Here is a 20,181-nt window from a genome sequence, read left to right as displayed (position 1 = left end):
GGGGATGTTTATCCCCTCCCACAAAAACAATACTGTGCGGCTTATTCATTCAGGCGTGTTCTATGTCCATTGCGGTAGTGCGGTTCATCGGTTTCATCCTCGGTATTTTCCTGATCACCCTGGCCGCCAGCATGGCAATCCCGCTTTTGACGCTGGTGATGTACGGGCGCAACGATGATCTCTCGGCGTTCTTGTGGTCGAGCCTGATCACCTTCGTCTGCGGCATTGCGCTGGTGGCCCGCGGTCGCCCGGCACTCACCCAGATGCGTCCACGGGACATGTACCTACTGACCACCGCCAGTTGGGTCATCGTCTGCACCTTCGCCGCCCTGCCCATGGTATTCATCCAGCACATCAGCTATACCGATGCCTTTTTCGAGACCATGTCCGGCATCACCACCACCGGCTCGACCATCCTGACCGGCCTGGACACCGCTTCCCCCGGCCTGTTGATCTGGCGCTCGATGCTGCACTGGCTCGGCGGGATCGGCTTCATCGGCATGGCGGTGGCGATCCTGCCCTTGCTGCGGGTCGGCGGCATGCGGTTGTTCCAGACCGAGTCGTCGGACTGGTCGGAGAAAGTCACGCCGCGCTCCCATGTCGCGGCGAACTACATCCTGTGGATCTACATCGGATTGACCGCCCTCGCCACCCTGGCCTTGTGGTTGGCCGGCATGACGCCCTTCGAAGCAATCAACCATGCGATGTCGTTGATTTCCACGGGCGGCTTTTCCACGTCGGATGCCTCCCTGGGTCATTGGCCCCAACCAGCCATTCACTGGGTGTCGGTGGTGATCATGATGGCCGGTGCACTGCCGTTCACTTTGTATGTCGCCACCTTGCGCGGCCACAAACTCGCATTATTCAAGGACCAGCAAGTCAGGGGATTCGTCGGGTTCCTGGTCATCACTTGGCTCATCGTGGGGACCTGGCTGAGCCTGAACAGCGACTATGGCTGGTGGGACGCGGTCCGTATCGTGGCCGTCAACGTGACGTCAGTGGTCACCACCACGGGCGTGGCGCTGGGTGACTACACCCTATGGGGCAGCTTTGCCTTGTTGCTGTTCTTCTATTTGACGTTCGTCGGCGGTTGCTCGGGATCCACGGCCGGCGGGTTGAAAATCTTTCGCTTTCAAGTCGCCGGGGCGCTGCTGATGGGCAGTTTGAAACAACTGATCCACCCCCGGGCGGTGATCCGGAAAAAATACAACAACCACCCCATCGACGAAGAAATCGTCCGCTCGCTGCTGACGTTTTCGTTTTTCTTCACCATCACCATTGGCGCCATCGCCCTGGGCCTGGCGCTGATCGGCCTGGACTGGACAACCGCCTTGACTGGCGCGGCCACCGCCGTGTGCAACGTGGGGCCCGGGCTGGGCACGATCATCGGCCCCGCCGGCAACTTCTCGACCTTGCCGGACGCGGCGAAGTGGCTACTGACCATTGGCATGCTGCTGGGGCGACTGGAAATCCTGACGGTGCTGGTGTTGTTCACGCCGGTGTTCTGGAAGTATTGAGCGCTTGGCCTGACTGACCGACCAACAAGCCGCGACACCTCGATCAGGCATGGCGGCTTGAAATTCACTGTCGATTTTCCGGTGGAGTCGTTCCGGGCACGGTTCTATGCTCAGCCCCATGAACCTACACGACTCGCTGCTCCCGCCCCATGCCGAGATGGTCCGCGCCATGCTCGAACGAGACACCGCCTACGAGGGGGTGTTCTTCACTGCGGTCAAGACCACCGGCATTTTCTGTCGCCCCAGTTGCACCGCGCGCAAGCCGAAGCCGGAAAACGTGGAGTTCTTCGCCCATGCCGACGAAGCCATGTCGGCCGGGTATCGGGCCTGCCTGCGCTGCAAACCGCTGGACGCCGCCGCCATCGCGCCAGACTGGATCCAGGCCCTGCTCAAAGCCGTGGACGCCGAACCCGACCTGCGCTGGACCGACGCCCTGCTATTGGAGCAAGGCATTGAACCGCTGAAATTGCGCCGCTGGTTCAAGCAACATTTCGGCATGACCTTTCACGCCTACCTGCGTACCCGCCGCCTGGGCATCGCCCTGGGCGGCATCAAGAACGGCAGCTCCATCGACAATGCCGCGTTCGACTCCGGTTATGAGTCATTGAGCGGTTTTCGTGACGCCTTCGTGAAATCCTTCCACATCACACCGGGTCGCGCCGCTCTCAGCGAACCTTTGTTGTTCACCCGCCTGACGACACCGTTGGGCCCCATGCTGGCCATGGCCGAACGACGAGGCCTGGTGCTGCTGGAATTCCTCGACCGCCCAGCCCTGACCAAGGAGCTGGAAGAGTTGCAGCAACGCTACGGCTACACCGTTGCGCCGGGGCATAACGCTCATTTGCAACAGATCGAAACCGAACTGGCCGACTATTTCGCCGGCAAGCTCACGGCATTCAACGTCCCGCTGCACATGCCCGGCAGCGCCTTCGCCGTGCGAGTCTGGGCGCAACTGCAAAAGATCCCCTACGGCGAAACCCGCAGCTACGGTGGCATCGCCACGGCCTTGGGCAGCCCTGGCGCCAGCCGCGCCGTAGGCCTGGCCAACGGGCAGAATCGCTTGGCCATCGTCATTCCCTGCCACCGGGTGATCGGTGCGGATGGCTCGTTGACCGGTTATGGTGGCGGCCAACCGCGCAAGGCGTTTCTGCTGCGACTGGAAAAAGCCGCGGTGCAGGTTTCACTGCCCCTGGCGTTTTGAGCCCCGGAGAATGGACATTTGATGCCTGTGCCCTACCACGACGCCAGCGCCTTGCTGGCAAGCCTCGATGAAGACTGGCGACGTCACGTCGAGGCGATCGGCCCTTGCCTGCTACAGCCCAAGCCGGCCCGCGATCCCTATGAAGCCTTGGTGCGGGCGATTGCCTACCAGCAACTGCACGCCAAGGCCGGCGATGCAATTCTGGGTCGGTTGCTGGCGCTATTCCCGGCGCAGACCTTCCCCAAGCCCGGGCAGATCCTGGCGACAGACGTTGCGCAACTGCGCGGCTGTGGGTTTTCCGCCAGCAAAATCGCGACCATCCAGGGCATCGCCCAGGCGACACTGGACGGGGTGGTGCCGGATTACGCCACTGCGCGGGCGATGGAGGATGAAGCGTTGATCGAACGCCTGACCAGCCTGCGTGGCGTCGGGCGCTGGACCGTGGAGATGCTGCTGATCTACAGCCTGGAGCGACCAGACATCTTGCCGGCCGATGACTTTGGCGTACGCGAGGGTTATCGACGGCTCAAGGGGTTGGAGCAACAGCCCAGCCGCAAGCAGATGGTTGAGATAGGCCTGGCATGGAGCCCTTATCGGACGGTGGCGGCGTGGTATTTGTGGCGGGTGCCTGGCCGCTAGACCGTGTCATCGTTCATCGCGAGCGAGCTCGCTCCCACAGGGGATTTCTGTGCATACATTACTTGTGCGCACCGAGGTTCAAATGTGGGAGCGAGCTTGCTCGCGATGGCGTCGGCGCACTCAGCATAAATCCAACTGTCAAAAACCGCCGACCGTCTAGGCTATCCTGAGTCATTCCAATCCCCCATTGGAGGTTCCCATGCAGCTAGAAGGTTCCTGCCACTGCGGCGCCGTGTCGTTCACCCTTGACAGCGCTCACCCCTACCCTTATCAGCGCTGTTACTGCTCGATCTGCCGCAAGACCCAGGGCGGCGGCGGTTTTGCGATCAACCTGGGGGGCGATGCCCAGAGCCTGAAGGTGCGCGGGCGCAAGCACATCTCGATCTATCATGCGCGGCTCAAGAACGAAGGCGATCAGCGCGCCCACCGCAGCAGCGCCGAACGGCATTTTTGTTCCCTGTGCGGTTCGGGGCTGTGGCTGTTCAGCCCCGAATGGCCGGAACTGGTGCACCCGTTTGCCTCGGCCATCGACACGCCGCTGCTGGTACCGCCGGAGCACACCCACCTGATGCTGGGTTCCAAGGCGCCGTGGGTGGAAGTCGAGGCGCATCCGGGCGACCAGCAGTTCGAGGTCTATCCCGAGGAGTCCATTGCCCAGTGGCATGAGCGCCTGGGTTTGATCGTTTAAGAGACGGCGCTGCAAGAGGCCCTTTCGCGAGCAAGCTGGTTCCCACAGGGGGGTTCTGTGCACACATTACTTGTGAGCACTGAGGTTCAAATGTGGGAGCGAGCTTGCTCGCGATGGCGTCAGTCCAGACAACCCGGCACTACAAAGTCGGCACACCACTGTGGAAACGAAACTCCACGTCCGGCGATTCGATCAGCTCCCGCTCGGCCTCACGGACCTTGTCGATCACCTGGGCAATGTCCTTGGCGTCGCCGTACTGGTAAGCCAGTTTCAGGTAACCCTGGAAATGCCGGGCTTCGCTTTTCAGCAAACCGAAATAGAACTTGCCCAGTTCTTCATCCAGATGCGGCACCAGGGCCTCGAAACGCTCGCAACTGCGAGCCTCGATGAAGGCGCCAACCACCAGCGTATCCACCAACTTGACCGGTTCGTGACTGCGTACCACCTTGCGCAGCCCCGAGGCGTAACGCCCGGCGGAGAGCTGGCGCAAGCCGATCTTGCGCCTTTTCATCAGGCGCATGACCTGCTCGTGGTGCACCAGTTCTTCCCGGGCCAGGCGCGACATCAGATTGATCAGGTCGACGTGGGAATGGTATTTGGCGATCAGGCTCAGGGCAGTGCTGGCCGCCTTGAACTCGCAGTTCTTGTGGTCGATCAGCAACGTTTCCTGGTCAGCCAACGCGGCCTGGACCCAGGCATCGGGGGTATGGCAGCCAAGGAATTCGTGAATTTCGGGAAGATTCATGGGGCTCACGGGGAAAAGGTAGTCGAGCGAAGGGCGCCGATTATACCGGCCTGCCCCCAGACCACCAGCCACCGCCGTTGATATGCATCAAGTCGACGGCTCCCCCACAGCGACTAGACTGCCCCACAACAACTATAGTTGAGCAACGCCAGCCTTTTTATTGCAGGAGAACGCCGATCATGCAAGCCATTCGCAGCATCCTGGTGGTCATTGAGCCCGAACATTCGGAAAGCCTGGCGCTCAAGCGCGCCAAACTGATCGCCGGCGTGACCCAGGCCCACCTGCACCTGCTGGTGTGCGACAGAAAACATGACCATGCTGGCCTGCTCGGCGTGCTCAAGGCCGCACTGCTGGCTGACGGCTACAGCGTCACCACCGAGCAGGCCTGGAACGAAAGCCTCCACGAAACCATCATTGATGTGCAGCAGGCGGAAGGTTGCGGGCTGGTGATCAAACAGCACTTCCCCGACAGCCCGCTGAAAAAAGCCCTGCTGACCCCGGCGGACTGGAAACTGTTACGCCATTGCCCAACCCCGGTGTTGCTGGTGAAAACGGCCGGTTCCTGGAAAGACAAGGTGATCCTCGCCGCCGTCGACGTTGGCAATGCCGACGGCGAGCATCGCCACCTGCACTCCACCATCATCGATCATGGCTATGACATCGCCCTCCTCGCCAAGGCGCACCTGCATGTGATCAGCGCCCACCCCTCGCCGATGCTCTCGTCCGCCGATCCTACGTTCCAGCTCAAGGAAACCATCGAAGCCCGTTACCGCGAACAATGCCGGGCGTTCCAGGCCGAATTCGACATCGATGACCAGCACCTGCACATCGAAGAAGGCCCGGCGGACGTCTTGATTCCGTACATGGCGCGCAAGCTGCAGGCGGCGGTGACGGTGATCGGCACCGTGGCCCGCTCGGGGTTGTCCGGGGTGCTGATCGGCAACACCGCCGAAGCGGTGCTCGATACGCTGGAAAGCGATGTGCTGGTACTCAAGCCACAGGAGGTCGAGGACCATCTGGTGGAGTTGGCGGTCAAGGAGTGAAGATCAAAAGATCGCAGGCTTCGCCAGCTCCTGCGGTCTGGCGCGATCCTTGTAGGCGCAGCCGAAGGCTGCGATCTTTTCAGCCGCCGATGGCATCCTTCAGGAACCCCGGCGCGATATAGCGCTGGTAATGGGCTTCGGACAGAAGGAAAAACTCCCGATCAATGGCGTCGCGCAGGTCCGGCAGATCCCAGTCGCGAAACTCCGGCATCAGCACCATGCCGTAGGCCTCCAGGTTGTTGATCACCCGTGCGCCCCGGGCGATCAGTTGATAGGCCCAGCAATATTCAGACTGGTGCAGCACAAAGCGGATCTTGCGCGACTCCAGTTGCTGGCGCAGCAATCCGGGATCGAAAACCTCCAACTTGGCCACCATCACCTGCACCAACAGCTGCTCGAGCCGCATCCACACCGCGCGCTTCTCGTCCTCGTTGTAGCCGTTCCAGTGAATCACTTCATGGTGGAACCGCTTGCAGCCACGGCACACCAGGTCACCGTAGACAGTGGAGCAAAGGCCGACGCAGGGGGTCTTGATGAGCTGGTTGGGCATAAGGAAACGCACACGCAAAAGCAGGACAGGCCGGCATGTTAGCCCTTTGTCTAAGATTGATCACCCCTCAAACTTCCAGGCCCAACTTACCTTTAATTTTTTTTTCCCGTAGAATCAGCCAGCCTTTTAAGGCGCCAATGTCCGTTAGAAGCTGTTTTCAAAGCGTCACGAGCACAGTCGTTCCTTCAGAGCGGTGTTGGCGAAGGGTCTTTCCAGCGGGGAAAGCCCAACGCCAACCCTCATCAGCTCCCCGTTCTGCAGGCGTAAAACTTTGAAAGCAGCTTCTGTGAGGAACGTGCGGAAACTCTGGCGTGGTGGCTCAAAAAGCCGTCGACGCGCATGAGTACCGTGGGTTCCTGGATGAGCGTCCCGGACACCCATTTGGGACCACTGATGAGGGTAATAACTGTGCTTGAAGCCTACCGCAAACATATCGAAGAGCGCGCAGCACTGGGTATCGTTCCCCAGCCGCTCAACGCCGAACAAACCGCAGGCCTGATCGAGCTGCTGAAAAATCCCCCGGCTGGCGAAGAAGCTTTCCTCGTTGACCTGATCACCAATCGCGTTCCGCCTGGAGTCGACGAAGCCGCCTACGTCAAGGCCGGTTTCCTCTCCGCCCTGGCCAAGGGCCAGGCCCAATCCCCCTGCTGGACAAGAAGCGTGCCGTCGAACTGCTCGGCACCATGCAGGGCGGCTACAACATCGTAACCCTGGTGGAGCTGCTGGACGACGCCGAGCTGGCGCCGGTAGCCGCCGAAGAACTCAAGCACACCCTGCTGATGTTCGATGCCTTCCACGACGTGGCTGAAAAAGCCAAGAACGGCAACGCTCACGCCAAGGCCGTGCTGCAATCCTGGGCTGACGGCGAGTGGTTCAAGAAGCGCCCGGTGCTGGCCGACAAGATCAGCCTGCGCGTGTTCAAGGTCACCGGCGAGACCAACACCGACGACCTGTCCCCTGCACCAGACGCCTGGTCGCGTCCTGACATCCCGCTGCACGCCCTGGCCATGCTGAAAATGGCCCGTGACGGCATCGTTCCGGACGAGCAAGGCAAGACCGGCCCGATGAAGCAGATCGAAGAAATGCGCGGCCAAGGCTTCCCGATCGCCTACGTCGGTGACGTGGTCGGTACCGGTTCCTCGCGTAAATCCGCCACCAACTCGGTGCTGTGGTTCTTCGGCGACGACATTCCTCATGTGCCGAACAAGCGTGCTGGCGGTTTCTGCTTCGGCAGCAAAATCGCTCCGATCTTCTATAACACCATGGAAGATGCCGGCGCACTGCCCATCGAATTCGACGTTTCGAACATGAACATGGGCGACGTGATCGACCTGTACCCGCATGCCGGCAAAGTCTGCAAGCACGGTACCGACGAAGTCATCACCACCTTCGAAATGAAGACCCCCGTGCTGTTGGACGAAGTCCGTGCCGGCGGTCGTATTCCGCTGATCATTGGCCGTGGCCTGACCGAGAAGGCTCGTGCCGAGCTGGGTCTGCCACCTTTCGACCTGTTCAAGAAGCCTGAAGCCCCAGCTGAAAGCACCAAGGGTTTCACCCTGGCGCAGAAGATGGTCGGCAAGGCTTGCGGTCTGGCAGAAGGCCAAGGCGTACGTCCTGGCACCTACTGCGAACCGAAAATGACCACCGTGGGCTCCCAGGACACCACAGGTCCCATGACCCGTGATGAACTCAAGGACCTGGCGTGCCTGGGCTTCTCGGCTGACCTGGTGATGCAGTCCTTCTGCCACACTGCGGCCTATCCAAAGCCGATCGACGTCACTACCCACCACACCCTGCCTGACTTCATCATGACCCGCGGCGGCGTTTCCCTGCGTCCGGGTGACGGCATCATCCACTCGTGGTTGAACCGCATGCTGCTGCCAGACACCGTGGGCACCGGTGGCGACTCGCACACCCGTTTCCCGATGGGCATCTCGTTCCCGGCAGGTTCCGGCCTGGTCGCGTTCGCCGCAGCCACCGGCGTCATGCCGCTGGACATGCCGGAATCGATCCTGGTGCGCTTCAAGGGCAAAATGAAACCTGGCATCACCCTGCGTGACCTGGTTCATGCCATTCCGTACTTCGCCATCCAGAACGGTCTGTTGACCGTCGAGAAGAAAGGCAAGAAAAACGCCTTCTCCGGCCGCATCCTGGAAATCGAAGGCCTGGAAGGCTTGACCCTGGAACAGGCTTTCGAATTGTCCGACGCCTCGGCCGAACGTTCGGCTGCCGGTTGCACCATCAAGCTGTCGAAAGAGTCGATCACCGAGTACCTGCAATCGAACATCACCCTGCTGCGCTGGATGATCGGCGAAGGCTACGGTGATGCACGTACCCTGGAACGTCGCGCCCAAGCAATGGAAGCCTGGATCGCCAATCCTGAGCTGATGGAAGCCGATGCCGACGCCGAATACGCCGAAGTCATCGAAATCGATCTGGCCGACATCAGCGAGCCTGTGCTCTGCGCGCCGAACGATCCGGACGACGCCCGTCTGCTGTCCAGCGTTGCTGGCGAGAAGATCGACGAAGTGTTCATCGGTTCGTGCATGACCAACATCGGTCACTTCCGCGCTGCCGGCAAACTGCTGGAGCAGGTCAAGGGTCAGCTGCCAACCCGTCTGTGGCTGTCGCCGCCGACCAAGATGGACGCTCACCAACTGACCGAAGAAGGCTACTACGGCATCTACGGCAAGGCCGGCGCACGGATGGAAATGCCAGGCTGCTCGCTGTGCATGGGTAACCAGGCACGCGTCGAGCCGAACTCCACCGTGGTGTCGACTTCGACCCGTAACTTCCCGAACCGCCTGGGCGACGGCGCGAACGTCTACCTGGCTTCGGCCGAACTGGCGTCCGTTGCTTCGATCCTGGGTCGCCTGCCGACCGTCGAGGAGTACATGGAATACGCCGGCAAGATCGACAGCATGGCAGCGGACGTGTACCGCTACCTGAGCTTCGACCAGATCGCCGAGTTCCGTGAAGCGGCTGCAAACGCCAACATCCCGGTCGTTCAAGCCTAAAGCTTAAAACGCCCAACTAAAAACGCCGCCCTTCTTGCGAGGGGCGGCGTTTTTTTATGCCGGGATTTTGATGCAAGCTGACATGCCGCCATCGCGAGCAAGCTCGCTCCCACATTGGATTTTCAGCAGACACACAACTCATGCGCACCTAGTCCCCCCCTGTGGGAGCGAGCCTGCTCGCGATGAGGCCAGCACATTCAACATCAGTGCAAACTGACATACCGCCATCGCGAGCAGGCTCGCTCCCACATTGGATTTTCAGCAGACACACAACTCATGCACACCTAGCCCCCCTGTGGGAGCGAGCCTGCTCGCGATGAGGCCAGCACATTCAACATCAGTGCAAGCTGACCCACCGTTTTCGCGAGCAAGCCCGCTCCCACATTGGATTTTCAGCAGACACACAACTCATGCGCACCTAGCCCCCCCCCTGTGGGAGCGAGCTTGCTCGCGATGAGGCCAGCACATCAACATCAGTGCAAACTGACCCACCGCCATCGCGAGCAAGCCCGCTCCCACAGGGGAGCGGGCGTTTCAGGCCATCAGGGAATAGACCAGTGCAGTAATCGCCACCAACCCCACCAACACCACGAAGACATTCGACGCCTGGCCGCGATAGCGAGCCATGGCCGGGACTTTGCGAATGGCGTACATCGGCATCAGGAACAGGATGGCTGCGATGACCGGGCCACCCAGCGTTTCGATCATGCCCAGGATACTTGGGTTGAGAGTGGCGACGATCCAGCACACCACCAGCATGAATGCTGCGGTGAGGCGGTCCAGGGTCTTGGGCGCCGGTCGCCGGCCGCTCTTGACGATCAGCCCCTTGAGGCCTTCGCTGGCGCCGATGTAGTGCCCCAGGAACGACTTGGAGATGGCGACAAACGCAATCAACGGCGCGGCAAAGGCGATGGTCGGGTTGCTGAAATGGTTGGCCAGGTACGACAGGATCGACAGGTTCTGCGCCTTGGCCTCAGCCAGTTGCGCCGGGGTCAGGGTCAGCACGCAGCTGAACACGAAGAACAGCACCATCACCACCATCAGCACATGGGCGCGCGACAGGATCTGCGAACTGCGTTCCTCCGCGTTGCCGCCATGGCGGCGTTTCTGGTCCACCGCAAACGCCGAGATGATCGGCGAATGGTTGAACGAGAACACCATCACCGGAATCGCCAGCCACAAAGTATGCAACAACGCCGAAGCTTCAGGCGGCGTGGACGCCGTGGTCAGAATGCCACCGCTCCAGTGGGGAATCAGGAACACCGCCAGGAACAGCAGCGCAACGATGAACGGGTAGACCATCAGGCTCATGGCCTTGACGATCGCCTGCTCGCCGCAGCGGACCACCGCCAGCAGGCCGAGGATCAGCACCAGGGACAGCACAGCCCGAGGAGGCGGCAGGATATGCAACTGATGCTCCAGGAAACTGCCCACCGTGTTGGTCAACGCCACACTGTAGATCAGCAGGATCGGGAAAATGGCAAAGAAGTACAAAAGCGTGATCAGCGCACCGGCCTTGAGGCCGAAATGTTCTTCCACCACCTCGGTGATGTCCGCGCCGTCGCGACCGGATAACACAAAACGGGTCAGGCCCCGGTGGGCATAAAACGTCATGGGGAACGCCAGTACCGCCAGGATCAGCAGCGGCCAGAAGCCGCCCAGGCCCGCATTGATGGGTAAAAACAGAGTACCTGCACCGATGGCGGTGCCAAACAGGCCCAGCATCCATGTGGTGTCCTGGCGACTCCATTGGCTGAGGGTGGCTGGGACTGTCGTTTCAAAGCGCTCTTGGACGCTATTGGCCTGATCATTCATCCGGGCGGATCTCCGTATTCCGGTCACATGCACCCGGCCGGGACGAGTCGGAAAAGCCCGACAGGCAGCGCCCTGGCCGAAACAGGGGCGCGATTGTCCGGGATTCGCGAGCAGAAGCAAAGACTTAGCTGAGGAGCGGTTATGCGTATCAGATCGCTGCCATAAAATTATCCCTGCATTCCCTGTGGGGGCGAACTTGCTCGCGATAGCGGTGGGTCAGCTTGCATCAGCGCTGAATGTACCGCGCCTTCGCGAGCAGGCCCGCTCCCACAGTTGGATTGAAGTACAGTCGCCAAAGCCAGGTAATGGATATGTACCCCGTCAACAACATCCGAAATGCACATAATAAAGCCAAGCCCCCCTACCCCCGGCTCCTACAATCAAGTTGAATACTTGAAATCGCCCCGGCATCCACAGGAGCCCAGCATGACTGCAACCGTTCTGGTACTGGTTGAAACCGTCAATGAGTACCTGCCGATTCTCGAGCGGCAGGGGTATCACCTGGAATTGGCGCCCACGCCTGCCGAACGCAAGACAGCGATTTTCGAACACGGTGAACGCTTCAGCGCTGTGCTGACCCGCGGCCCCCTGGGTTTGACGGCGCAAGAGATCGCCGCCCTGCCCAACCTGAAAATCATCTGCGTGATCGGTGCTGGTTACGAACAAGTAGACCTGCAGGCCGCGCGCCATCGCAGCATCGTGGTCACCAACGGCGCCGGGGTCAACGCGTCGTCGGTGGCCGACCATGCCATGGCGCTGTTGCTGGCGTTGGTACGTGATATACCCCATTGCGATGCCGCCCTGCGACGGGGCGAATGGCCAAGGGCTGCGCGCCCTTCCCTGGCGGGTAAGCGGCTGGGCGTGTTGGGCCTTGGCGCGGTGGGCATGGCGATCGCCAAACGGGCCGCCCTGGGCTTTGACATGAGTATCAGCTATCACAATCGGCGGGTGCGCAATGACGTGCCCTACACCTTCTGCGCCACGCCCACGGAACTGGCGCGGATCTCGGACTTCCTGATCATCGCCACACCAGGCGGCCTGGATACCCGGCAACTGGTCAACAAGCAGACCCTCGATGCGCTCGGCCCAAAAGGGTTTCTGGTGAACGTCGCCAGGGCCAGCGTGGTTGCCACCGCCGATCTGATCAGCGCCCTGGAGCATCGTCGAATTGCCGGAGCGGCCCTGGACGTGTTCGATCAAGAGCCCGAGGTGCCACAGGCGCTGAAAAACCTGCCCAACGTCGTCCTCACACCCCACGTGGCCGGCCTGTCGCCCGAAGCGACCCGCGCAATGGTAGAGCTGGTGGGCCAGAACCTGACCGCGTTCTTTTCCGGCAAACCGGTGTTGACGCCCGTACCGTGGCCCGACGAGGAGCGTTAGAGAACGCCCAGTAACGTCCACAAGCGCCGGGATTCGGCATCAGCACTGATCAGCTCCCCCAGCAACTCACTCAACGGCTTGTTGCCCCACTCCACGCCGCGTCGGATCAGGTAGGGCACCGGGCTGTGGGGTTCAGTGCGGGCCAGGTAACCGGCGATCACCAGTAACTGTCGATAGGCCTCTTCACGATTGGCCGGTTCCTGGAAGACCTGGGCAGGTGCCGTCTGCGGCTGTGACGTCGTGGTCGCCGGGGACGTTTGCACCGGCACGACGGTGGGTTGCTGTGGGTGCATCGCGATAAACTCCTCTACCAGTGCCAGCAAGGCCTGCATCACGTCCTGCAGGGATTTGTAGCCCGGGGCCAGGTTGCCCAGGTAAGCGTCGCTCCAGGCTTCGAGCCGTTGCAGGTGTTGCAGGCTCAACATCAGGCTGCCCTGGCGATGCAACCAGAACGACAAGGGGGTGTTGCGAATCAGTTCGCCTAGTTTCTTTTGATCGTTGCGCGCAGCTTCAGCCGAGGCCTTGGCGTTCTTGCTGTCGTTGACCAACACTTGCTGGCGCTGCAAGCGTTGCCAGTCATCCAGGGAGAAAGCGGCGAAGGCCTGTTCCCGGCCGTCGAACAACGGCACCCGCGTCAGCAGCACTTCGCTGTAGCGACGGGCCAGCCACTCCAGGGGGATCACCCGCCATGACTGGTCGCCTTCCTCGGCCTGGGGGTGCAACTGCTCCGGATAGCGCTCACACAGCCCCGCCACCAGCGCCAGGCTGCCCGGCAAGCCCTCCAGCCCGGCCATATGCAGCCAAGCCTCCCCCAGCCAGGCGCTGATCATCAGGTCCTTGCTGCGCTCAAGCAGCAACGTGGTCGCGAGCCGTTCCAGGTCCGGCCACAGGGCGCGCTTGATCGAAGACTGCCAAACACCGGTGGGCAGGCTGGTGTCGTCCTCGCGGCGCAGTTCACGCAACTGGTCATATTCCGGTTCGTAGCGCAGGTCCGGGCCACAGGGCGATTCGGTGCTGATCGGCTCGAGCAACTGAGTGACCAGCTCCGGTAAAGGCGATATCGGCAAGCTCACAGGCCCTCCTCACGGGTGGCAATGGCGGGGCTCGATGCGGTCGCCATGAAAGGTGAACGGGGCGCCCGCGTCGGCAGCGGCGGGATCGATAAAGGCAGCTTGGAGCCCTGGCTCATTAACGACAGGCGCACGAACATCAACGTTTGCTGCGCCGTGCTGGCCTGGGTCTGGGCCGTCACCGGCAGTTGCAGGGCCAGGGGAAAATCGGTGTAGTCGACATTCGGCTGGCGCTGGACCGACACCAGCGAGCGCATCAGGCGCAACAACGACCAGGGTCCCTGGTACTCCCAACCGGCCTCCAGGTCGCGCACCACCAGGTTCGGTTGCAGCGGGTCGTTGGCCGGACGCTGATAACCGTTACGGGCCCAGCGCAAGGTCAGGCGCACGGGCTGGCCGACCATCCAGCGCAGGTTCTGCTGGTCGCCGCCGGGGTAGCTGATCTGTTGGTTGCCGGCGTCCAGACTCCAGGCGATCACCTGGTCGGCGCCGCGTTCCTCATCGCGATCGGTGCGCCAGCGCACGTCCATTTCCACCCCCAGGATGCCACTCTTGTCGCGTACGAACAGCGGCCCGAGCCAGGTACCGGCCTGTTTCAAACGGTTGAGGAAGTCCTCGGCCGCCAGCCGCTCTGGCGTCTGGCTCAGCGTCAGCCCGGCCTGGGCCAGGGGCAGGCGTGTGTCGATCAGTTCCAGCAAATGCCGGACCCGCGCCGGGTCGGCGTCGCTGGCCCGCACATCCTGGGCAAACGGAAAGCGCCCGGCCAGGTATTGATTGAAATAGTTGGCCAAGTCATTCCAGGCGGCCGCGGCCTGGTTCTGTTGCAGGTACAGACACCGTTGCAGGGCGCCCTGCTGCAACGCGACCGTGCGCAGCGCCAGGTCACCGCGCCCGCCGGGCAGGCTGGAGGTTTGCAAGATCTGCGCGCAGGAGGTGGTGTCCATGGCGATAAAGTCCCGGCTCACCAGTTGTTCCAGTTGGGCCGCCGAGCTGGCCGGGTTCTGGTTCTTGTACTTGAGCAATTCATCGTTGAGGGCCATGAAGCGTGCCACCTGGTCGTGTTCCAGGGCCGACAGGTTGTCCTGCTGGACGATCAGCCATTCCAGCGCCGGCATTCGCTGCTCGGCGATCTGCAGCATCGCGCCGAATTGCTGGGCCAGGTTCAGCTTCAGGTCTTGTGGATCGCTGGCACCGTAGAGTTGCAAGCCGAAGTTTTTCGACCCGTCCCAACGCTGGACATCGGCCCGCTGGCTGAACAGCGGCTGGGCATCGATTTCGCCCAGGCCACTCTTGATCTGCGCCAATGCGCGACGATTGAGCAGACGTTGGAAACGAATCGCCAGGTCGCCACGGTGCACGTCCATGAAGGCTTTTTGCAGCGCAACGGCCTGGGTCGTTTGCACATTGAAGCCCATGCCGGGCAGCGCCTCGTCGCTTTCATCCAGGCTCAACCACATAGCCCGGGCCGCAGCGCCTTCAGCGGCCTGCATCAGCGCGTCACGGTAATCCGGCGGAATGCGCGGCATTTCTTCATTGGCATAGCTCTTGTAGCTGGCGAAGTAGTTCAGGGCGACGCTGAAATCATCGCTGCCATCGCCCTGGCCCATCGAGTCGGGGTTGTTGCCCGACGGATCCTTCTGCATGGCCAACGCCACGAAATCACGCTTGAACAGCGCCTGCACCGCACCGTCCAGCGCCGTGACATGGTCTTGCAAAACCAGCAGGCCACTGCCCTGTTGCACCAGCAGATTGTCCCGGGAACCGGTCTGGACGATCCACTGGTCACGAAAGCTCTGCTGCAACTTCGCCGCCTGGCTCTCCAGGTCCTGCTCGATATCCGGCCCCAGCAACGTGCTGTGGCTGACCTTGTCCAGCATCTGGCTGTAGCCGGGTACCAGGTCCTGGCCCTTGCCCCGCCCCCAGGCCGAGTTGGTCAGGCTGACCAGCGTCTGCAAATCGTCGATCAGCGACATCAGGTCTTCGAGTTCGCTCAACGAATTGCCACCGCCGGCCTCCAGCCGCTGCAGGTGCAGCTTGAGGTAACCGGCCTGGCGCACGAAGTTGTCCGCCAGGAAGTAATGGTCCAGCCAGCGCTGCATCAGGCCGGTGAAATTATCGGAGATCACCGGGCGCGCGGCGTTCAGGTCCAGCCCTTTCAAATCGCTGTTCTGGGCATCGAACAGCACCCGGTTATAGAACCGTGGCCGGCTCAAGGTGCCGGTGTTGAGCCCCAGGGACAAGGCGGTGTTGCTCAGTTGCACCAGTTCGTCCAGCGGTGCCTTGGGATCGTTCACCACCTGGCTGAACATCTGGTTGTGCTGTTCAAGGCGTACCGCCAGGTCCACCAGTGCCTTGGCCTTCACGTAGCTCTGCCATTGTGCCGGGTCTTCGTTCTCCACATTGCCCCGCCGCTCGGTGTTGCGGATGGACTTGAGCTGTTCCAGGTCTGAATTGAGCAGGTCCCGCAGGGGCAATATCCAATGTTGCCGGGCAGTCAGGCGCAACCCATTCTCCAGCTGCGTGTCCACGCTAGAGAACCACGAAGTGGGAAAGACCACCGAGACAAAGCGCCAGCGCGGGGCCTTTTCCAACATGTTCCAGTAGTTCTGCACGTTGTGCCGGGTCGATTCCAGCTGCGGCTCGTCAGGGTCGACCACCAGGTGGTTCTTATGGGTGCTGAGCACCAACCGCGACAGCCCTTCGGCTTCTTCCATCGAATCGTGCCAGACCCAGACCATGCCACCCAACCAGACCAGGCCCACCACCAGCGCTACCGCTGCGACCAACCGATGCCCGCGCTGGCGCAGACGCAACAGCCGCGGCACAGGCTGGGCCAGGCCACGCTCAGCCACCAGCCGTCGCGACCACAATTGCCGGGCGAACACGGTTTGCCGAAGAGCACTGTCGGCGGCGGTCAAACCATCACCGCTGACAGCCGGCGCCTGGCTGGCAGTGAAATACACCCCGCGACAACGCGGCGCTTCACCTTGGGCATTGCCCTGGAACACCGGCTCCAGCAGGATCTGCAAGGCCCGTCGCAAGCCTTCGAAGCGCTCCGGCAACCCATAAAGATCACTGCCCAATTGCCCTGACAGCGCACCGATCTCGATGATCGACTGCGCCAGCGCCGCGTTGACCTGGTCCAGGGCCTGGTCACTCCACTGCGACTGCCAGGCCGCATCCGGCAAATAGGGCGAGGACCAGCCCAGCATCGATTCACGCGCCTCGACGGGCAGCGCGCTGACCAGTTCCTGGACTCCGGGCAGTTCTTGCATCCCGGTGATCACCACGTACACCGGCAGACTGAGGCCGAACCGTTGCAACAGGTCGATAAAGCAGCGCCGGACCTTGAGGCTCAGTTCGGTGGTGTGCTCGATGTCATCGAGGGTGCTGAACGGCACCGTCCAGATCACCGCATCCAATGGTCGCTTGCTGCGCAAGCGCAACATCAACCCCAGCAGGCGCCACCAATTGCCCCGTTGCCGGTTCATGCCTTCCTCAGGCAGGAACAACGCCTGGGGCACCACCAGCACCGAGCCCTCGACATCGGAAAACCAGCGCCCGAACCAGGCGGCCTTGTCGGTCGGTTGCAAGCGCCATTGGGCGCACAATTGGGCGCCGTCGGTTTCGTTACCGAGCATCATCAGCCAAGGCATCTGATAGCGGTCCCGGGTGCCCTGCTCCAGCTCCATACGGCGCACCGCCCCATAGAAGCTGCGGATCGCCGCCCCGCCTTGGGTCCGCAGCCACCAGATCAAGGCCGCGATCAACAGCACCACGACGATGGCGAGCACCACCAGGGCAACGATGCTCAGGGTGCTCATGAGTCCTGCTCCTGAACCACCGATTCGTTCAATTGCAACACCGGTTCGAGTTCCAAACGAATGTCACGCCAGAACACCTGCCCCAACCCGGTCAGCAACAACACCATCGCCAGGATCGCCAGCCCCAGGCGAAAGCCGTCCGGCAGCGATTGCTGCACCGGCATGCGCACGGGCGGCGTTGCCGAAGACAGCGCCAGGCGCTGGCTGACATCGACATAATCGGGTTCGTGCTGCCAGGCAAACGTGAACAACGCCAGGCGCCATTTCTCATGCTGAACCTGACCGGGCTCGCCACGCAATCGCCCCTGAAACCCGAGGATCAGGCATTGCAGGTAGACATTCGCCAGGTCTCGGGTGCCGGGCATCTGCTCGTCCAGCAGTTTCTTGATCGCCGCCGGCAAGCGCTCACCGGCCTGGCGACTGGCATACATGCGTGACTCCAGAGGGTGCTGCTGCCAGGCCAGTTGTCCGGGCCACGGGCTGAACAGCAAGGTTTCGTCCACCAGCGCCACGAAGGCATAGACCAGCGACTTGACCTGCTCGGTAGCGGCATCGCCGACGGTGGCGAAGGCCACCCGCCACAGACGCTGGGCGCTGCGCCCGGAAAACTCCACCACCCGATTGACCAATACCGCAGGGTCGCTGTCCTTGGGCAAGTCTTGCCACTCCTGGGACCACTTCAGCCAGGCCTGGCGAAAAGCGCTGCTCAGCGGCGCCTCATGCAGACTCCGAACCGCCCCGCCACTTCCATCAGGCATACGACTCCCCTTTTGCGATCAGGCACTTTCACTGGCTTGCGCCACGAACAACACCACTTGCCACGGGCTACTGGCCTGGGCCGATGCCGGCGCCACGATGTGCAGCGGCAATTGCGCGTCGAACCATTGCCCGCTGGCGGCCACGACAAACAAACGAGTGTCGTCGCCCACGCTGTAGGCCACCTGTTCGTTGCGGCTCATGGCCTGGTGGGGCAGACCGCTCATGCGTTGTCGGCTCAGCAGCGGGATGTGCCGCGCCGACGCGATGATCGCCCCGCGCAACCACTCGCCCGCCGCCTGCTCGCTGGCGCCGTTGGGCATGCGCAGGCCGATCACCAGGCGTTGGTCCGGTTGGTCGTCAGGCAACTGGATCGAGAAGACCTGATCATTGCGTTCGAAGGCCAGGCTGCGATAGCCGGCACGAACCAGTTCCAGGGTGGTTTCCAGCCAGTCGAGCAACGGCTCGTAGCCGCGCTGCAATTCGAGGAAATCCAGCGGAGCGAAGGCCGGGACGCCCGCCAGTGGATCGAGGGCCGACCAGCTCCCGGCCAGCCCAAGCAGCAAACCATAGAGCGCCTGGGGTGTTGCCACCCGAGTGTTCAACGCGCCTTCGACTTCCGGCAAGCGCGCCCACAAGGCGGTCAATTGCCGGCGGATCTCCATGGCATCGTCCTGGTTGCCGGCCGCCTGGGCCTGACGCAAGCGGCCAGCGAGAAACATGCACTTTTCCCGGGCCCGGGCGCACACCCCGGCAACCCGCCGACCGAGGGCCGACTCCGGCAACAGGATCGGCGTTGGCGGGGTGTAGGGCACGCGCCAGAAACCACCGCCCTCCTTGCGGATGCGCAACAGCGGCAGGCAGATCGAATCGGCCTTGCTCAGTTGCGTGCATAACCTCGGGTTGGGACGCCAGACAGTGATCGACTCGGGAAATGCACCGCTGGTGAGGTCCGGCAACGCCTCGCCGACCACCGATTGCAGGCGCCCCTTGAGCGGCACCAATTGCCCGGCGCGCCACAGTGGGCTGACGGCCAGGTACACCGTCACAGTGGCGTCGTCGGTCTTGTCGATCGCCTCGCCGATGTCCAGCTCCAGGGTCGGCCCGACGCCAGCCTGCAGGTTGACCGGCAAGCCGTCCGGCAAGGTACCTTGCAGTTGCACCAGCCTTATCTGGCCGGCGCTAAGGGCCGAGGGGTCGACTTCCAACTGGCTGACGCCCCAGAACCAGGGGTTGCAGGCCCCGGCAAAATACGCAGCCAAAGCTTCGGCGCGCAGCCCTTGCAACTGAAAATGCTGGGGCAGCAACTGCATGCCCTCATGCCAGCACACCGCGTCAGGTAACAGACTCATACGACTCCCTTCGACATTCCAATGTCGCCGCGCAGGGCGGCCCGCGGTCACTCAAGGCTGGCTGTCATCGAACCCCATCATTCACGAGGGTCATCTCGCGACTGTCGAACTTCAGCCAGGCCTCGCGCTGATCGTCCAACCGAAGCCGGTGGGCTCCGGGAGTGTTATAGCTGGCGAAGACCAAAAGTCCAGCGGCGCGCCGGCCCTCCAACGGGAAGGGTTGGCGGTCGATGAATTGCCCCGGAACCAGCTCCAGCCCCCACACCGACATGAGTTGACGATAGTCGCGCTGGAACTGTTCGCGCTCAGCAAACCATTGGCTGGCGGTGATGCCCGACAGTTGCTTGAGCAAGTCCGGGTCGTTCACCGCAATGAAATCCACCGCGATCGGTGTGTCGTCATTGGCACGCGGCGCCACGTCCAGGGTCAGGCTGTCCAGGTCGACACTGGGCGCAAAAAGCGAGCAACCGGTGAGTGCCAGGCTCAAAAAAAATCCGAAAAAAAACCCACGCAAAATGAATTTTCCTTTTCTCAGCGGTCAAAAATTGTTTTTGCTTGCTTTTTTATAGACCTGTTCTAGCGTC

At 61.9% G+C, this 20,181-nt stretch carries 14 protein-coding genes and 1 pseudogene; 7 read left to right on the top strand and 8 right to left on the bottom strand.

Annotated elements, in window-relative coordinates:
* Window positions 1–62 precede the first annotated feature (62 nt).
* From KI237_RS12840 to KI237_RS12825, 4 genes are all read left to right on the top strand, one after another.
* Entirely contained in the window at window positions 63–1,517 is a 1,455-nt protein-coding gene (locus tag KI237_RS12840; RefSeq protein ID WP_212800122.1) for a TrkH family potassium uptake protein, read from the top strand.
* Between the two features lie 118 nt (window positions 1,518–1,635).
* Window positions 1,636–2,718, top strand: coding sequence for a bifunctional transcriptional activator/DNA repair enzyme AdaA (locus KI237_RS12835; protein ID WP_212800121.1), 1,083 nt, complete (start codon window positions 1,636–1,638; stop codon window positions 2,716–2,718).
* A gap of 21 nt (window positions 2,719–2,739) precedes the next feature.
* Window positions 2,740–3,357, top strand: coding sequence for a DNA-3-methyladenine glycosylase family protein (locus KI237_RS12830; RefSeq protein WP_212800120.1), 618 nt, complete (start codon window positions 2,740–2,742; stop codon window positions 3,355–3,357).
* Between the two features lie 199 nt (window positions 3,358–3,556).
* On the top strand, window positions 3,557–4,045 hold the full coding sequence (locus KI237_RS12825; protein WP_212800119.1) for a GFA family protein: 489 nt from the start codon (window positions 3,557–3,559) through the stop codon (window positions 4,043–4,045).
* Between the two features lie 139 nt (window positions 4,046–4,184).
* Here the strand turns inward: KI237_RS12825 and KI237_RS12820 are convergent, their stop codons facing one another.
* Complete coding sequence (locus tag KI237_RS12820) at window positions 4,185–4,790, bottom strand: MiaE family protein (protein WP_212800118.1); 606 nt, start codon at window positions 4,788–4,790, stop codon at window positions 4,185–4,187.
* Between the two features lie 179 nt (window positions 4,791–4,969).
* On the opposite strand from KI237_RS12820, the gene uspL reads away from it, so the two are divergent.
* Window positions 4,970–5,833, top strand: coding sequence for a universal stress protein UspL (gene uspL, locus KI237_RS12815; RefSeq protein ID WP_212800117.1), 864 nt, complete (start codon window positions 4,970–4,972; stop codon window positions 5,831–5,833).
* A 79-nt stretch (window positions 5,834–5,912) separates the two neighbouring features.
* Here uspL and KI237_RS12810 read toward each other — a convergent pair whose 3' ends face one another.
* Entirely contained in the window at window positions 5,913–6,383 is a 471-nt protein-coding gene (locus KI237_RS12810; protein ID WP_212800116.1) for a DUF1289 domain-containing protein, read from the bottom strand.
* 408 nt (window positions 6,384–6,791) lie between these two features.
* Here KI237_RS12810 and acnB point away from each other — a divergent pair.
* Window positions 6,792–9,400 (top strand): annotated as a pseudogene (gene acnB, locus KI237_RS12805) (bifunctional aconitate hydratase 2/2-methylisocitrate dehydratase).
* A 534-nt stretch (window positions 9,401–9,934) separates the two neighbouring features.
* On the opposite strand, the gene KI237_RS12800 reads toward acnB, so the two are convergent.
* Window positions 9,935–11,215, bottom strand: coding sequence for a serine/threonine transporter (locus KI237_RS12800; protein ID WP_212800115.1), 1,281 nt, complete (start codon window positions 11,213–11,215; stop codon window positions 9,935–9,937).
* Between the two features lie 426 nt (window positions 11,216–11,641).
* Here KI237_RS12800 and KI237_RS12795 point away from each other — a divergent pair, with 426 nt between their 5' ends.
* Complete coding sequence (locus KI237_RS12795) at window positions 11,642–12,595, top strand: 2-hydroxyacid dehydrogenase (protein WP_212800114.1); 954 nt, start codon at window positions 11,642–11,644, stop codon at window positions 12,593–12,595.
* On the opposite strand, the gene tssA is transcribed toward KI237_RS12795, so the two are convergent.
* The 5 genes from tssA to KI237_RS12770 all read right to left on the bottom strand — a co-directional run bounded on the left by tssA (window position 12,592) and on the right by KI237_RS12770 (window position 20,111).
* The gene (tssA, locus tag KI237_RS12790; RefSeq protein WP_212800113.1) at window positions 12,592–13,668 is read right to left on the bottom strand and encodes a type VI secretion system protein TssA; all 1,077 of its coding nucleotides are present in this window, start codon (window positions 13,666–13,668) and stop codon (window positions 12,592–12,594) included. The genes KI237_RS12795 and tssA overlap by 4 nt on opposite strands.
* On the bottom strand, window positions 13,665–17,489 hold the full coding sequence (locus tag KI237_RS12785) for a type VI secretion system protein (protein ID WP_212800112.1): 3,825 nt from the start codon (window positions 17,487–17,489) through the stop codon (window positions 13,665–13,667). Before KI237_RS12785 ends, tssA begins: the two co-directional genes overlap by 4 nt.
* Window positions 17,486–18,247: a DotU family type IV/VI secretion system protein gene (locus KI237_RS12780; protein ID WP_212800111.1), complete on the bottom strand. Its 762-nt coding sequence runs from the start codon at window positions 18,245–18,247 to the stop codon at window positions 17,486–17,488. Before KI237_RS12780 ends, KI237_RS12785 begins: the two co-directional genes overlap by 4 nt.
* A gap of 18 nt (window positions 18,248–18,265) precedes the next feature.
* Window positions 18,266–19,597, bottom strand: coding sequence for a type VI secretion system baseplate subunit TssK (gene tssK / locus KI237_RS12775; RefSeq protein WP_212800110.1), 1,332 nt, complete (start codon window positions 19,595–19,597; stop codon window positions 18,266–18,268).
* A 64-nt stretch (window positions 19,598–19,661) separates the two neighbouring features.
* Complete coding sequence (locus KI237_RS12770; protein WP_212800109.1) at window positions 19,662–20,111, bottom strand: type VI secretion protein; 450 nt, start codon at window positions 20,109–20,111, stop codon at window positions 19,662–19,664.
* Between the last annotated feature and the right edge of the window lie 70 nt (window positions 20,112–20,181).

Origin of the sequence: Pseudomonas sp. St316 (assembly GCF_018325905.1) — a bacterium.
In the GTDB taxonomy this organism is placed as follows: Bacteria; Pseudomonadota; Gammaproteobacteria; order Pseudomonadales; family Pseudomonadaceae; genus Aquipseudomonas.
Note: the sequence above shows the minus strand (reverse complement) of the source record. Positions and strands in the feature narration are given on the sequence as shown.

Excerpts from the sequence above, each read along its gene's own strand:
- KI237_RS12840 (WP_212800122.1), top strand. The coding sequence starts at position 63 with ATGTCCATTGCGGTAGTGCGGTTCATCGGTTTCATCCTCGGTATTTTC.
- KI237_RS12835 (WP_212800121.1), top strand. The coding sequence starts at position 1,636 with ATGAACCTACACGACTCGCTGCTCCCGCCCCATGCCGAGATGGTCCGC.
- KI237_RS12830 (WP_212800120.1), top strand. The coding sequence starts at position 2,740 with ATGCCTGTGCCCTACCACGACGCCAGCGCCTTGCTGGCAAGCCTCGAT.
- KI237_RS12825 (WP_212800119.1), top strand. The coding sequence starts at position 3,557 with ATGCAGCTAGAAGGTTCCTGCCACTGCGGCGCCGTGTCGTTCACCCTT.
- KI237_RS12820 (WP_212800118.1), bottom strand. The coding sequence starts at position 4,790 with ATGAATCTTCCCGAAATTCACGAATTCCTTGGCTGCCATACCCCCGAT.
- uspL (WP_212800117.1), top strand. The coding sequence starts at position 4,970 with ATGCAAGCCATTCGCAGCATCCTGGTGGTCATTGAGCCCGAACATTCG.
- KI237_RS12810 (WP_212800116.1), bottom strand. The coding sequence starts at position 6,383 with ATGCCCAACCAGCTCATCAAGACCCCCTGCGTCGGCCTTTGCTCCACT.
- KI237_RS12800 (WP_212800115.1), bottom strand. The coding sequence starts at position 11,215 with ATGAATGATCAGGCCAATAGCGTCCAAGAGCGCTTTGAAACGACAGTC.
- KI237_RS12795 (WP_212800114.1), top strand. The coding sequence starts at position 11,642 with ATGACTGCAACCGTTCTGGTACTGGTTGAAACCGTCAATGAGTACCTG.
- KI237_RS12785 (WP_212800112.1), bottom strand. The coding sequence starts at position 17,489 with ATGAGCACCCTGAGCATCGTTGCCCTGGTGGTGCTCGCCATCGTCGTG.
- KI237_RS12780 (WP_212800111.1), bottom strand. The coding sequence starts at position 18,247 with ATGCCTGATGGAAGTGGCGGGGCGGTTCGGAGTCTGCATGAGGCGCCG.
- tssK (WP_212800110.1), bottom strand. The coding sequence starts at position 19,597 with ATGAGTCTGTTACCTGACGCGGTGTGCTGGCATGAGGGCATGCAGTTG.